This window comes from Synechococcus sp. PCC 7335 (assembly GCF_000155595.1).
GTDB lineage: Bacteria > Cyanobacteriota > Cyanobacteriia > Phormidesmidales > Phormidesmidaceae > Phormidesmis.
This window is the reverse complement of sequence record NZ_DS989904.1, coordinates 1,147,676-1,162,938: the sequence shown is the minus strand read 5'-3', so window position 1 is coordinate 1,162,938 and position 15,263 is coordinate 1,147,676. Positions and strand designations below refer to the sequence as shown.

Here is a 15,263-nt window from a genome sequence, read left to right as displayed (position 1 = left end):
AAGTTGGCTAAAATTACTGCTTGCAAAACTATCTCTCAGCTGTCTGTACGGTAGGTATTTATACTTCTTACACTTTCGAAAAAGCGATACAGTCTCTGCTAAAGAGGAGATCCTTTATGACCTATCGGCCTTACAAAATTCGCCGTCGCTATGCTTTACAGCTGTTAGCAGGTGCTTCTGGAGCCGTCTTACTCAAGGCATGCAACCCACAGAACGACGCTCAAAGCGACACTGCTGAGGATACCTCTGCTGAGGGCACGCAGCCGGCTAGTCTATCACTCACTATGGGCAGTATTCCTTGGGCTGGTCAGGTTCCTATGTACATTGCCCAAGATAAAGGGTACTACGAGGAAGAAGGCCTAGACTTTGAGCTGCGTCTGTTCGGCTCAGGCAGTGAGTACATTGCCGCTTTCTTGAGCGATCAGTTAGATGCGGTAGCACCGGTTACTTCAGAAGCGGTCTTAATCAAATCACAAGGCAAAGATTTCAAGATTGTTATGGTGCAGGATAATTCCGTTGGCATCGATGGCATCTTAGCTAGAGATAGCATTACTAGCATCGAAGACTTTAGAGGAAAAAGGGTTGCTGTAGAAACTAGCGCGGTTGGGTACTTCTTTTTGCTGCAGGTGCTCAAAGAAGCTGGGCTGAGCAAAGACGATATCACTGCGATTAATACCGAGCCTTCAGCCGCCGCCGCGGCCTTTCAGTCGGGGAATGTCGATATTGCGGTGACCTACGCACCTTTTTTACAGGAGGCAGCAGACGCTACTGAAGATGGCCGTATCATCTATGATTCTTCTCAAATGCCGACTGCTATCTCTGATCTCTATGTGTTTGATACAGCCTTTGCAGAAGAGAACCCTCAGACGGTACAGGCCTTTGTCAATGCGACGCTGCGTGGCGTTGAATACTTAAAGGAAAACCCAGACGAGGGGATTGAGATCGGCGCTGCTGTTTTAGAAATGGAAGCGGCGGATCTTGAAAGTGATTTGAGCGGTCTAGAGCTGCCTGATAAGGAAGCAAATCTCGAAATGCTAGCTCAGCCAGATAGCGATCTGTATCTAGGCAAGCCGTTGGCAGAGCTATCCGCCTTTTTGCTTGAAGAAGGTCAGATAGAGTCAGATCCTGGCGATTTGTCTACGCTGATTGAGCCACAGTTTGTTGAGGCAGCAGACGTGTAATGGCGGCTAGCCAACTATCTACCCACCAGCCGGAAGAGAGCCCCCCAGAAAAGCTTAGCCAAGAACGCAGAGAACCTAGATTAGATCGCCGCTATCTACGGCCCTCAGTATTCTGGAGTATTCGTCAGGGTTTTCCTGGATGGCTGCAAGCTTTGCTGGTGATAGTGTCTCTTACAGTTCCAGTCTTAATCTGGGCGGGCCTAAGCTATGGCGAGTTTGTCAATGCTAAGTTCTTGCCAACACCTACTGCTGTGGTTGTGCGCGGCTTTTCGATGCTGCTTGATGGCGATTTGATAGTTGATATCTTCGCTAGCTCGGCGCGGGTGATAGCTGGCTTTACCTTTGCAGCACTGGTGGGCATTCCGGTGGGCTTAGCGATGGGCACCTTTTATAGCATGGATAGCTTGCTAGGTGGATTTATTCGCACAGCCCGCTACCTACCAATTGCGGCGTTCGTCCCGCTGATCATTATCTGGGCAGGGATTGATGAAGCTTCTAAGATCATTATCATCTTTTTGGGAATTGTGTTCTACAACGCCACGATGATTGCAGATGCAGTCAAGTTCATTCCCAATGAGACGCTCAATGTCGCTTATACGCTCGGGGCGACTCGTTGGGATGTCGTGCACCGGGTCATTTTACCGGCAACGCTACCCAGCATTTTGGACACGCTGAGAGTGAATGTTGCAGGCGCGTGGAACTTTTTGGTGCTCTCTGAGCTGATTGCAGCCGAAAATGGGTTGGGATTTACGATTGTGCGATCGCAACGATACTTGCAAACCGATCGCGCCATGTTTTGTATCCTCATCATTTGCCTGATTGGACTAGCTACAGACTTCGCCTTCAAGCTACTGTTTCGGCTGTGGCTTCCCTGGGCCGATTCTAAGATGAGCTAGCCTATGCATCCAACAACATTGCCATCGTCAGAGCCAGTACAGCCACCAGTTCATAAGCTTGAGATTCGCAATATTACCAAAGTCTTTGGCCAGGGCAAGCGAAAGATAACGGCTGTAGATGATGTGAGCCTATCGCTGGCACCCAACGAATTTAGCTGTATTGTGGGCCCTTCAGGCTGCGGCAAGTCCACACTGCTAAGTATTGCGGCTGGGCTGAGTAAGGCAACTAGTGGCACAATCATGGTCGATGGTGCACCTGTCCCTGGCCCCGGGGCCGATCGAGGAATGGTATTTCAGAACTACACGCTTTTTCCGTGGCTGTCAGTTGCCGAGAATGTAGCCTTTGGGCTGAGGCTCAAGGGCATGGCCAGAGCTGAGCTGAATCGCAGAGTTGCTCACTATCTAGACATTGTTGGATTAAGTAGTAGTGCTAAAGCCTATCCAAAGGCACTATCGGGTGGCATGAAGCAGCGTGTGGCGATCGCCCGGGCCCTTGCCAACGAGCCAGAAGTGTTGCTCATGGATGAACCATTTGGCGCACTCGACTCGCAAACCAAAGAGCAGCTTCAGGCCTTTTTTCATGACCTATGGGTAAACAGTCAAATCACGGTGCTGATGATTACTCACGATGTAGAAGAGGCCATATTTCTCTCACAGCAAGTGCACATCATGGATAGAACTGGCAGACTGAGCGAAACTATCCCAATTAATCTGCCCACACATCGCGAGCTAGACATGAAGCTAACTTCTGAGTTTTTGGACTATAAGCGTCACATCGTCCATGCGCTGCGATAAACAAAGGCGATCGCTTTGGGGCCTGGTTGAATACGCTTAGCGGCGTTTTGCTTACCTGATGAGCAGACCTGATAGGCAGACCTGGCCCTAATGAGCCATCTCTTTCTGCTCAATTGGAATTTCTATAACGAACTCTGTTCCTTGCGCCTGCGACGAATGGCAGTACAGTTTGCCATTATGCTTTTCAGTGACAATCTGGTAGCTAATTGATAAACCTAATCCGGTACCTTTGCCCACTGGCTTAGTCGTGAAAAATGGATCAAACACGCTATCAAGCATCTCTTGAGGCATGCCGCTACCATTGTCGGCTATACGAATCGCTACGCTATCAGGCTGATGCACGGATGTTGTAATTTCGATCCGACTAGGATCTTCCTCAAGAGAGTCTTCTGAGCGATCTTGGTTGCGTTCTTCTAAAGCGTCGATAGCATTCGCTAATAGATTCATGAAGACTTGGTTGAGCTGACCTGGGAAGCACTCTACTTTAGGTAGCGAGTCGTAGTTCTTGATGATGTGGATACCTGGCTGGCTAGGTGAGGGCTTTAGGCGGTTCTGCAGGATCATCAGCGTGCTGTCAATTCCTTCATGAATATCGACAGTTTTGGGTGCAGATTCGTCCAACCGCGAAAAGTTACGCAATGAGCTGACAATCTCACGGATACGCTGAGTACCGACCTGCATAGACTGAAAGAGCTTCGGCAAATCATTTCTAATGAAGTCCGCGTCTATGCTGCTTAGGCAGGCTGTGACGCTGCTCTCAGGCGTTGGATAAGCGCTTTGGTAGCAGTCTATTATCTGAAGGAGGTCAGTAACATAGTCTTCTGCGTGCGTTAGATTGCCATAGATAAAGCTGATAGGGTTGTTAATTTCATGAGCAACGCCTGCTACTAACTGACCCAAACTAGCCATCTTCTCTGACTGAATGACTTTCAGTTGAGCGCTCTGTAGTTCTTTTACGCTTTCTGCTAGCTGTTCGGCTTGCTTTTGAGTCTGTGCGTGTAGGCTAGCTTGAAGCAGCGCTACGCTAAGCTGGACGGCGACTTGTTTGACAAATTCAACAGCGCTATCTGCCCAGTGACGAGTATGTTCGCACTGATGAATACAGAGCAACCCCCATAGCTCTGTTCCTTTCATTAGAGGCACAACGATTTGGGCCTTGATTTGCAGCCGTTCTAGAAAATTGACATGACAAGCTTGAAAGTTGGCCGTCAAGACATCAGCAATGATTTGCATTCTACCTTTGGAATATTGGGTAGCATAGCTGTCACCAAAGCAATGATCTTCTAGCATCAAGTTCATGGCTGAACCAAACTTGTACAAGACATCTTCTGCAACAAACTGGCCCCTGCAATAGTTAGAGTCATCTTCAAACTTGAAGATACCTACGCGGTCTGCCCTAAGCGATCGCCGAACTTCTTGAGCGGTAGTATTGAAGATAGTCTCTAGATCTAAAGACTCTCGAATCTTGGCTACGACATCGAACAAGATTTCGCGTTGTTCAGCCGCTTGTTGCAAATCTTCTGCGCGGATCTGACTATCCTTCAAGGTTTTAGCGCTTTGGATAGCCACGCCAAGTTGATTGGCAACTTGAGAAAGAAAATCAACTTCGACTTTCTGCCACTCATAAGGTGCTAGGTGCTGATAGGCCGCAAGTAAGCCCCAAAGCGTTTGTCCCACAAAGATAGGCACTAGCGCGTAGGCTCTTACTTTGTACTGCTCTAGTAGATCGATATGGCAGCGAGCATAGTCTGCTTTGTAGATATCGTTGATGGCGAGCGTCTCGTTGTTGCGATAGCGGCCTCCTTGCGTTTCTTGTAGGTGAGTATCTTCCCAAACAGGTGTCTGTCCGAAGGGAATGCTGACTTCTGCATCAGGATCTTGCCGGTAGAAACTACTGACAAATTGTCCACTCCAGTCTTCATTGAAGCGATAGACGGCGACGCGATCCACTTCTAGTAAGTTGACAGCCTCTTTGCAGGTTGTTATGAGAATAAGATCAATATCTAGTGCTGATCGCACTTTGCTGACGACTTCGGTGAGCGCTTTTTGACGAGATACTGACTTTTCAAGGGCGATCGCCTGTGTCTTTGAATAGCCAAGCAGTTCAGCTTGCTGAATAGCCACCCCAATTTGAGCAGCTAGCTGAGTCAAAAAGTCAATTTCGTAGCCCTGCCAATCGTGTGTAGTCGTATGCTGGTAGGCTCCGAACAAACCCCAGAGACGATCTCCTACAAAAATGGGCGCGAGTGCATAGGCGCGGATCTTGAACTGCTCTAATACATCTAGATGGCAGCGAGCATGATCGGCCTGATAGATATCTGCGACTGTAAAACTTTCATTATTGCGATAGCGGCCCCCTTTGGTTTCCTTCAAGTGGGTATCTTCCCAGACCTGATTCTTCCCAAAAGGATTGACACCGTCTAGCTGAGAATAAGGGCTGTGCTCACAAACAAAATTACCGCTCCAGTCCTTGTCAAACTGATATACAGCGGCTCTTTCTACAAACAAAAGATTGCAGAGTTCTTCACAGGCTGTTTCTAGGATGGCCGAAACGCTGAGCGAAGAGCGAATCTTACCGACAACCTCACTCAAAGAGCGCTGCCTCGCCGCTGAGGACTGTAGCTCTAGAGAGTGCTGGAACGCAATTCCTAAGTAGTCTGCGGCTTGGGCAAGAAAATCGATTTCGTAGTTGCTCCAGTCGCGAGGAGCTGAGTGCTGATAAGCCGCGAGTAGCCCCCACAGTTTATTGCCTGCAAAGATCGGTGCGATCGCATAGGCGCGAATCTGGTACTGTTCGAGCATCTCTATGTGGCATCGTGCATGGCCTGCTTCATAGATATCAGGCACCGCAAACGGATCGTGCGTTTTGTATCGGCCTCCTTGAGTTTCTTGTAGGTGCGTATCTTTCCATACCTGATGCTGACCAAATGCTTCGATTTGATTCCAAGGCGAGCCGGCATAGCCATATTCATCGATGAACTGTCCACTCCAGTCTGCATCAAATTGATAAAACGCTATTCGTTCTACGTTGAGTAGCCGTACAATCTCTTGGCTTGTAGTCATGCAAATAGCATCAAGCGAAACAGAGTTGCGAACTTTATGAAGAATGCGTCCAAGGACCTTCTGATATTCTAGATTGCGAGCTAGCGCCTGTTGGCAATCATCGGTTGAGACAGTTGAAGCAGTAGAGGATGCATACATAGAGAGAGCAACAGTAAGTTTCGATCTTTCTTCTGTAATCAACATGCCCCATCTATCGATACAAACATCGAGCGAGTAAGCCTATCCCTTTGTTTCATAATTGATATTCACTTTTGGGTAGGCGCAACCGGAGCATAGCTGGTTTACAAAGCCATTCCAGCTCTAAAGGTATTGATGCATATAGCTTTTCGTCTACTATCCCAAATCACTAGTGCGCAGTTCGATCCAAAACCGACTTCCTTTGCCTAGCTCGGACTCAACGCCACAGTAGCCACCTAGTTGAGTGATGCCACGCTGCACGATGGCTAGTCCAAAGCCTGTGCCTGGATATGACTCACTACCGTGCAAACGCTCGAACGGCTTAAAGATTCGGGCTTGATCGTCTTCACTAATACCAATGCCGCTATCTTGAAAAAACCAGCGAACGGTTTGTTGTTTTCTCTCAGCGCCAATATAAACTCTCGGAAAGCTACCGGGTTCGACGTATTTCAGCGCATTGGTCAACAAATTACTAGCGACCCTTTCTAGAATTAAAGAGAATCCAACAACACTAGGTAAATCTGGCTGAACTTCAATATCAGCCCCACTGCTCTCAATCGTAGAGCGCAGAGTTTGTAGCGTATTGGCAACAACCGCTTGTAGTGAAACCGGGCCGACTGAGAATTCGGTGCGACTCATCCGGCTGTAGTCCAATAGCGTCTTCAGTAGTAAGTCCATCTCTATAGCGGTTGAACGGATCCGATGTAGATACGTTTGACCTAACTCATCAAGGCGATCGCCATAGTCCTCTATCAGAACTTCTGATAGGCTTTGCAGTCCCCGCAAAGGCGCGGTGAGATCATGGGAAGCGGATGAGGAGAAGAACTCTAGTTCTTGATTTGCCATCTCTAACGCCTGGGCCCTTCTTTGAAGCTGCTGCTGCTGCTCTTCGGCCTGCCTCTGAAGCTGTCTAATCTGTAGCTGATGGCGCACCCGAGCCAGCACCTCAGGAACCTGAAAAGGCTTTGATACATAGTCAGCGCCGCCGACATCAAATGCTTTTACCTTATCAACTGGATCATCTAAGGCACTTAGAAAAATGACGGGGATATCTCGTGTTCGTTTATTAGTTTTGAGCTGGCGACAAACTTCGTATCCATCCATGTCTGGCATACGAATATCTAGCAAGATTAGGTCGGGCGGATCGAACTGTGCTACCTGAATGGCTAGCTGTCCACTGAGTACGCGGCGTAACTCATAGCTTTGGCGACTTAAGGTATCAAGTAGCAGCTGTAAATTCTCGGGCTGATCGTCAACAATTAAGATATCGCCAGTCGTTCGCAAATCATGGGCCGAAGTCATGTATTGGGATCAAGCACTACTGATAATTATACGAGGTAGCGCCAGGTGATTACTCGCCCCTTCAAGTTAAGATTAGCCAGATAACGGTTCGATCAGTTGCTGAAGTAAGTCAAACCGAAGCTGTCCTAGACAGGTTCGTAGCGAATCAGCAACATTCTTCGCTGACAACTGCTCAATGAGCTGTTCGATCTTGTGCTCTCTAGCGCCTAGAACCGCATGGTGGAAATCAACCTGCCAGGCTTCGGGTTGGGCTAGAAGCTGCGATCGCAATGCTGCTATCTGCTCTGGTTCTATCGGCAATACCATCTTAGGCGATGTATCGGTATCGATGTCGCTACTATTGTCGTCTGCGTATTCGTAGAGAGCCCCTGTATGTTCAGCTATTTTCTCGAGAATGACGTTGATTTGAAAGGGTTTAGAGACATAGTCATCAAACCCGAAACTGACTAAGTCGCTGCGAAAGTGATCAATTACAGAAGCGCTCAGCGCGATGATAGCTGGCGGAAAAGTCAATTCGATCGCTGCTTGCTCAGCGCGGATTTGCTGAGTTGCTGCGTATCCATCCATCCTTGGCATGTATAAATCCATCAAAATGCAGTCGGGATGCCATTGCCGCCAGAGGTCTACAGCCTCTTTTCCATCGTTAGCAGTGCAGACCTCAAAGCATATAGTTGTCAGTAGAGATATCAGCAGCTGGCGATTCTCAGCTACATCCTCAACAACTAGAATCCGATAGTCTCTTTGACCTGCGGCAAGCGCGACAACTCGCCGTAGTGGCTGTTTTGGTGCGGTAAGGTCATTTGCTGTCCTCAGGCCTAGCTGGACGTGACAAACAAACGTTGAACCCTCGCCCAACTGTGAGTGCACCTCAATATCTCCTCCCATTAGCCGGGCGTTCTGACGACTAATCGAAAGCCCTAGTCCCGTCCCTTCGTATGCCCGACGGCCTGCTTTAGTCTGCTTGAAGGGCTCGAAGATAGCGTCAAAGTTCTCAGATTTGATGCCGCAGCCAGTATCGCTTACTTCAAATTGAATGCAAGCAGTATTAGATACTTTTTCAGTGATGCTTACGCCTTCTATCTCATTAGTTAGGACTTCTTCAGTGAGGACTTCTTCCTGCTCTTCTGTTAACTTTGCAATAGGCGCCTTACCCATTCCTGACAAGCAGGAAACCCTTATCCTAACTTCTCCATTGTTAGTGAATTTGATGGCATTTCCCACGAGATTGATAATTACTTGCCTAAGCTTGATCTCGTCGCCCCATACGTATTGAGGAACCCGAGGAGTTTGATTGACCTTCAACAACAGATTCTTGTTGCTGGCGCGCAGCGTCAACATCTCTCGTATTGACTCAATAAATTGATGCAGATCAAAACAGCTCTCGTTTAGTCTGAGCTGCCCAGCTTCAATTCGAGAAGTTTCTAAAACGTCGTTGATCAGCGATAGCAAATGCTCTCCGCTACGATTGATAATATTCAACCGATCTCGCTGCTCAAAAGAGAGTGTCTCATGATAGTGGAGCAGTTGAGTAAAGCCTAAAATCGCGTTGAGTGGCGTTCGCAGCTCATGGCTCATTTTTGCCAAGAACTGGCTCTTTGCCCGGTTGGCAGTATTCGCTTCACTGGCAACTCGTTTTAGCGAAGCTTGAGAAAATTCTAACGCTGCTAATAGCAACGTCGAATGCAATTCGTGCGCTGCGACGACTTCGTTACTTTGCCAAGGGAGGGATTGATTGTGTATTGATTCTTTCCAACGCTCAAATGACTGACGCGGAGACAGATACAAGCTGCCGTCTTCACCGACAGTTGTTGACTTTGAGGGGTTGCCAGCCCACTCGACCAATTGAACTAGTTCGGGCCTAAACCACAGCACGTGGTAAGAGGACTGGGATAGGAAGATGGATATGCTCAGTAGTCCACAGGCACGGTTCTGTTCAGACTCAGGTAGCGTAAATTCTTGTACAAGCGAGTGGGTACAGTAAACGTCCTGTCGCTTCTGCACTAGCCACGTTGCTAGCGCATGGACGCTCTCGGCAGCAGGTGTATCGCCTATCAACGTCAGATGCTCGTCGAAGACGATAGCCGCACCGGTAGCATGAACTAGCGCTAACAGTGCCTGCTGATGCTGCTTTAGTACAGAATCAATGGCATAAGTAGGATGCGATCGCATCAACGTCTGCCGAATTTGCTGCTGAATGCTACGAACCTCTGCTAGGTAGCGCTTTTCTGTCCGTATCTGTTGACGAAACAGCTCTAGAGAAGCTATCTGTCCGAGAAACTCACAGGCATTTCGGATATCCAAGCTCACCGATCTAGGCTGAGAGTGATGGCAAGCGATCAGGCCCCACAGACGATTCTCTACAATTAGCGAAATTGACATCGACGCCCGCACGCCCATGTTCTGTAGGTACTCTAGGTGCATTGGCGATACGCTTCTTAGCTCCGCTGCGCCTAGATCGAGCGGACTGTGCGTCAGCGGATGCAAATCTGGAACGATCCCAACTGGCTCGTACCCAACATCTGGAATGGTCCGCGACCAGTTTTTGAGATAAAGATCGCGAGCTTGGGCTGGAATATCAGTCGCGGGATATCTTAAACCAAAGAAGCTTGATGCTTCTAGCGACGGTGCCATTACCTCCGCTATCACCGTCCCGCTGTAATCGGTGGCAAACTGATACACCATAACCCGATCAAATCCGGTTAGTTCTGCTACCGCCTGTACAATCTGATTGGTGAGCGCTGTCAAACCGTCTGCTAGTTGAAACTGGCTAACTTTCTGATGCAGCTTAGTGAATATGTTTTCAGGCTGCTTAGCAGAAGCTGCTGTGGCATCGGGAACAAGCTCTAGAATGATGCTATCTGCACTGACGTGCAAAAGTCCGCGCCATGAAGATACCGGTGCTTCTACCACATCAGTTTGCCTAGCAGTACCAGACAAAATCACTGAGTCTAAAGAGATAGGTGCGCTTCGTCCAGAAGGCTGATTAGACGTCTGTAGCGCTTGGATTGTCTGTCGAATAGACTGGCACTGCTGTTCTTCTGCTATCCGACTTAGCGGCTGACCTAGCAATTCGGCCGGTTCTAGACCTAGAAAAGACCTGACGTTTTTACTTACCTGCAAGATCTCTAGGGTCTTGTCGGCAAGTACTAGTAGCAGTCCATAAGGCTGAATCTGGCCTGGTATACGGATGGGCTCGCGATCGCAAATTGTCAGCGTGACTTCTGGCGGTACCACCGAGCTAGTCGTATCACCAGAAGATAACAGAGCAGGCGGGCGAGCAGACATAGAATTATCCTGGGCTATTGAACTTTTCGCTCATATCAGTTTGTTTATGCTCCTTGAAGATTGTTTATGCTCCTTGGAGATTAGGCGAAACAGTCACTGTTATCGACACCGTTCGATAACAGAACGTACTAAAGCTGACCGATTGAAAGTAACGCGCTTCTGTAAGGTAGCGTTAATAGACATAAGATGATCTTTTTAGACTATTCGTAGTTCTGTATCTAGTCAGCTAAGGCTGCAATTGGCCAATGAACGAGGCTCGCCTCCAAACTATTCTGTTAATAGATGACAATCCCAACGATCGGCTAGTTGTAAAACGCGAGCTTAATCGTGAGTTTGAAGACATCACTATACAAGAAGTCATCGACCAAAAGCAGTTTGATTCAGCATTAGAGAAAGCAGACTTTGACTTTGTTATCACTGATTTTCAACTAGGCTGGTCAAACGGACTGAAGACGCTAAGTGCCATCAAAGAACGCCTGCCTGATTGTCCTATCATCATGTTCACAAACACAGGCACACAGGAGATCGCTGTAGAAGCGATGAAGTCTGGACTTGATGACTATGTAATCAAATCTCCACAGCATTTTGTTCGCCTTCGTCAAGCAGTGCGCTCTACTTGGCAAAAGTTCCAAACTCAGCGCAAAGCTAGTGAGCTAGAGCAACGGCTTCAGTCTTTGCTCAATCAGTTAGACATTGGTATCTTTAGAGCCAATCAATCAGGCCAGCTACTTGAAGCAAATACGGCTGTGCTCAACATGCTAGGGGTAGAGTCGCTAGAAGCAGCGCAGGTGGCACTGAGCCAAAGGCTTGCGGCTCCTCAGCGGCCCCTTGGTGTTTCTTATACTCGCGAAATCGAGCTTAGTCAGTCTTATGAAAATGAGCGATCACTATGGCTAAAGATAATTGCCACACCTAGTCTGATTAATAGCAAAGTGATCATCAACGGTTTGATCGAGGATATCTCAGCTAGAAAGCAGGCAGAGCAAGCACTTAACCAGCTAAATCAGACCTTGGAGCTACAGGTAGGACAGCGCACCGAGCAGTTAGCAGAAATTAACAGGGAGCTAGAGCTATTTGCCTATTCTATTTCTCACGACCTACGGACTCCGATTAGACAGATTGATGGGTTTGTAGGCTTACTCGAAGAAGCGCTCAGGCAGTATGACCAGCATCAACAGTCTGCTAATCAATCTGACATCGGCCAAAAAGCGGACAAGCAGGTAGGGCACTATCTCGAGGTTATCTTAGACTTAGCTAGCCAAGCAAACAAAATGATTGATGCTTTGTTAGCGTTTTCTCGGACCGGACGCGCTGAGATAGTCTATGAACCCGTAGACATGGGTAAAGTTGTGCAACAACTGGTATCTCAAGCAGTAGATAACATGCCAGAGCGTAGTATCTATTGGCACGTTTCACCGCTACCAACGGTAGTTTGCGATCGCTCGATGATAGTTACTGTTTGGCAAAATCTGATCGACAATGCGCTCAAGTTTACAAAGGATCAGGCAGAAGCCCACATTCATATTGGCACCTGGGCAGGCGATCTAGAAAACACTACTAATCTAGAAGCCGCTACGCGATCACAACAAAAGACAATCTTTCTTATTGAAGATAACGGTATTGGCTTTAAGCCTGAAAAGGCCGATCAAATATTTGGCATGTTTCAGCAAGCGCATAATAGTGAGGTCGCGAAGGGTACGGGGATTGGATTAGCGAGCGTCAGGCGCATCATCGCTCGTCACCAAGGTGAAACCTGGGCTGAGGGAAAGATGCATCAAGGTGCTACTTTCTACTTTTCGCTGCCAGCTGTTCCTGACCCATAGATAAAGTATAGTAAGCTATACTACTAACATAAGAACCATACGCCCAAAGGTAGAAGACAGCTTTGGTTTAAGCGAAAGTTTATCGCGCTTTACAAATTGCTAGGAAATAAGAACGACGATAGTTACCCTATCAAGCATAATAAATAGTTGTTTCATAGCAGTCTGCATCTAGCTTGCACTATCACTAAGAGTCCAAGTCTTCACAAGCGAATCTACGTAGATAGCATTCTGTCAATTACCAGCCAACTAAATATCTAACGCCAGTTAGCTAGCTGATATCTGTATTTATGTGCCGAACCACGAGCTTCGCCTTCTTAACAAGTAGCTAGAGCAAATTTAGAATCCAGGCGCCGCTCGGTTCTAGATTTTTGCTCAGACTTGCGCACTTAGACCTGCGCACTTTGCTCAAGCTTCTGCACACAGGAATATCGCTGCTAGCTACAGACGCACTTGATGACTGCTCGGCAACAGAAGTTGATAGTGACTAATCGCAGTGTTAGATAAGCGCTTACGTGAGAGACATGAATCGAGTATCAAATGACTCAAATCAGCTGCGGTGTCTGCTACTCGAAGATAGCACTACTGATGCCGAGCTTATCGTTGCGATTCTTACCAATGCGCAGGTCAGTTGTGATTTTACGCGAGTCGAAACCGAATCTGAATTTCGTTCAATAATAGGATCTGAGCGGATCGATCTGATATTAGCAGACTATTCACTTCCTACCTTCGATGGTCTTAGCGCTATTAGAATTATTCAGGATATATGTCCTGATGTTCCATGCATTCTAGTATCAGGCATTCTAGGTGAAGAAAGAGCCGTAGAAGCGCTTAAGGCAGGAGCAACAGACTATATCGTTAAACAACGCTTAGAGCTATTGGCACCGGCTGTTGAAAGAGCGATCAGAGAAAAGCAAGAGAAACAGGCCCTTCGGCTAGCAACGCTTGAACGAGAAGAAAGCGAGAAGAGTTTTTATACATTGACCGAAACGATGACAGATCCGTTAGCTGTTGTTGTTGCTCAAAGAGATGAAGGCGTAGTAAAGGACTTTGTGATCCGCTATCTTAATAAAGCAGCTTGCAGCTATCTATCACTCCATGTGGAAGAGGCAATCAGCAAATCTATATACGCTGCGGTTCCAGCCTTTAAACGAGCAGGCGTAGGAGATAGCGGTAATAGCTTATTCAGTAAGCTCTTTGGCGTTTTAGTTTCGGGCCGACCTTTGGCACAAGAGATTGTTTTGCAAGGGCACGAGTCAATAACTCAACAGGTTGTTATAGATTTACGAGCTGCCAAGCTTAAGGATAGTCTTGTTCTGACGTGGCGGGATATGACCGAACGCTATCAGCTTGACGAACAGCGCCAACAACTCCTAGCTGACGCTGACGCCGCCCGCAACGAAGCGGAACAAGCTAATCGATTTAAAGATGATTTTTTGGCGACCGTTTCTCATGAACTGAGATCTCCGCTCTCAGTCATTAGAGGTTGGGTGGCCCTTGTAGAGAGTCAACCTGAAGAGATGGGCATTGTCCAAAGCGCTTTCAAGGTGATTGAGAAAAACACCGTGGTGCTAGAGAACCTCATTGAAGATCTTCTAGATGTTTCGCGTATTATGGAGGGAAAGCTTTCTTTCACTCCAGAGCTGCTCTCTTATGATCAGCTAGAGCAGATAGTCGCCCAAGCGGTCGATGCTATCAACATAGTAGCTAGCTCAAAACAACTTCATATCTCATTCCAGGCTCAGCCTCTTCCTACACAAGCGGTGGGCTCAATCTTGAGCGAGGAAAAATCCATTGAAAGTAACACAGACAAACTACCTCCTCAAGTATATGCGTTGTCAACACACATAATGGCCGATGTTGTCAGGCTGCAGCAGGTTATTCGGAACTTACTGTCTAATGCTGTGAAGTTTACTCCTGCTAACGGGCAAGTAGAAGTCTGCTTGAAGGTTGAGGAAAGTGCAATTTCGATTTCGATCAAAGATACTGGCCGTGGACTTAAAGAAACAGAAATTCCTCATCTCTTCAAGCGTTTTTGGCAGGTGCCGGACACCTCAGCAGAGAACAAATATCGACGAGAAAAAGGACTAGGGATAGGACTTTCAATCTCACACTACATCATGGAACTTCATCAAGGTAGTATCCAAGTAGCAAGCGGTGGATCTGGTAAGGGAAGCACCTTCACTATTCAGCTGCCGACGCTCTCTTGCGAGTTGGTGCCAGTTCTAGCTTCAAAAGATGCTGTTGGTTCTCAGATTGATTCTAGAAACATTGGCAGTCGAAGAGCTTCAGGGGAAATAGAAGATTCTCTTCTTCGAGGAATCAAGGTGCTGGTGATAGAAGATTATCCAGATGCATTAGAGATGTACAAGCTAATGCTAGAAGCTTATGGTGCAGAAGTAAGAGGGGTGGCCTCTGCTGAACGTGGGCTAGCGACTTTCGAAACTTTTAAACCAGATATTCTTGTTGTTGATATTATCTTACCTGACTCAGATGGGTACGCACTTATTAGGAACATTCGCGCTCGAAGAGCTCACCAGGGAAGTGATGTACCAGCGATCGCCCTGACAGCTCTTGCAGAACATCAATACCGCACCAAAGCGCTTTTAGCCGGATTTCAGGTACATGTTCCTAAGCCCATTGGACTACAGGAGATTGTAGACGTTGTTGCCCAGCTGACAAAGCGAAGGTAGGTAATGATTTGATCGTATCCTGCCCACCCATAACAGAGCAACAATGCCAGG

General features: G+C 47.5%; 8 protein-coding genes. 5 read left to right on the top strand and 3 right to left on the bottom strand.

Going from position 1 to position 15,263, the window contains the following annotated elements; all coding sequences use genetic code 11:
• Positions 1-116: 116 nt before the first annotated feature.
• From S7335_RS05175 to S7335_RS05165, 3 genes are read left to right on the top strand one after another with little or no spacing between them, the layout of a single operon-like run.
• On the top strand, positions 117-1,181 hold the full coding sequence (locus tag S7335_RS05175; RefSeq protein WP_006456271.1) for an ABC transporter substrate-binding protein: 1,065 nt from the start codon (positions 117-119) through the stop codon (positions 1,179-1,181).
• Positions 1,181-2,077: an ABC transporter permease gene (locus S7335_RS05170; RefSeq protein ID WP_006457722.1), complete on the top strand. Its 897-nt coding sequence runs from the start codon at positions 1,181-1,183 to the stop codon at positions 2,075-2,077. The genes S7335_RS05175 and S7335_RS05170 overlap by 1 nt, the downstream gene beginning before the upstream one ends.
• A gap of 3 nt (positions 2,078-2,080) precedes the next feature.
• A complete protein-coding gene (locus tag S7335_RS05165) occupies positions 2,081-2,872 on the top strand; it encodes an ABC transporter ATP-binding protein (RefSeq protein ID WP_006457617.1) in 792 nt (263 codons plus the stop codon).
• A gap of 87 nt (positions 2,873-2,959) precedes the next feature.
• Here the strand turns inward: S7335_RS05165 and S7335_RS05160 are convergent, their stop codons facing one another.
• From S7335_RS05160 to S7335_RS05150, 3 genes are all read right to left on the bottom strand, one after another.
• Complete coding sequence (locus S7335_RS05160; protein ID WP_038017135.1) at positions 2,960-6,073, bottom strand: GAF domain-containing protein; 3,114 nt, start codon at positions 6,071-6,073, stop codon at positions 2,960-2,962.
• Positions 6,074-6,268: 195 nt separating this feature from the next.
• Positions 6,269-7,414 carry a response regulator gene (locus S7335_RS05155; RefSeq protein ID WP_006453925.1) on the bottom strand — a complete coding sequence of 382 codons (1,146 nt, stop codon included), beginning with the start codon at positions 7,412-7,414 and terminating at the stop codon, positions 6,269-6,271.
• Between the two features lie 72 nt (positions 7,415-7,486).
• Complete coding sequence (locus tag S7335_RS05150) at positions 7,487-10,699, bottom strand: ATP-binding protein (protein ID WP_006455770.1); 3,213 nt, start codon at positions 10,697-10,699, stop codon at positions 7,487-7,489.
• Between the two features lie 245 nt (positions 10,700-10,944).
• Between S7335_RS05150 and S7335_RS05145 the strand changes: the two genes are divergently transcribed.
• Positions 10,945-12,522, top strand: coding sequence for an ATP-binding protein (locus tag S7335_RS05145; protein WP_006454937.1), 1,578 nt, complete (start codon positions 10,945-10,947; stop codon positions 12,520-12,522).
• A 521-nt stretch (positions 12,523-13,043) separates the two neighbouring features.
• Complete coding sequence (locus S7335_RS05140) at positions 13,044-15,212, top strand: response regulator (RefSeq protein WP_006454538.1); 2,169 nt, start codon at positions 13,044-13,046, stop codon at positions 15,210-15,212.
• Positions 15,213-15,263: the final 51 nt, after the last annotated feature.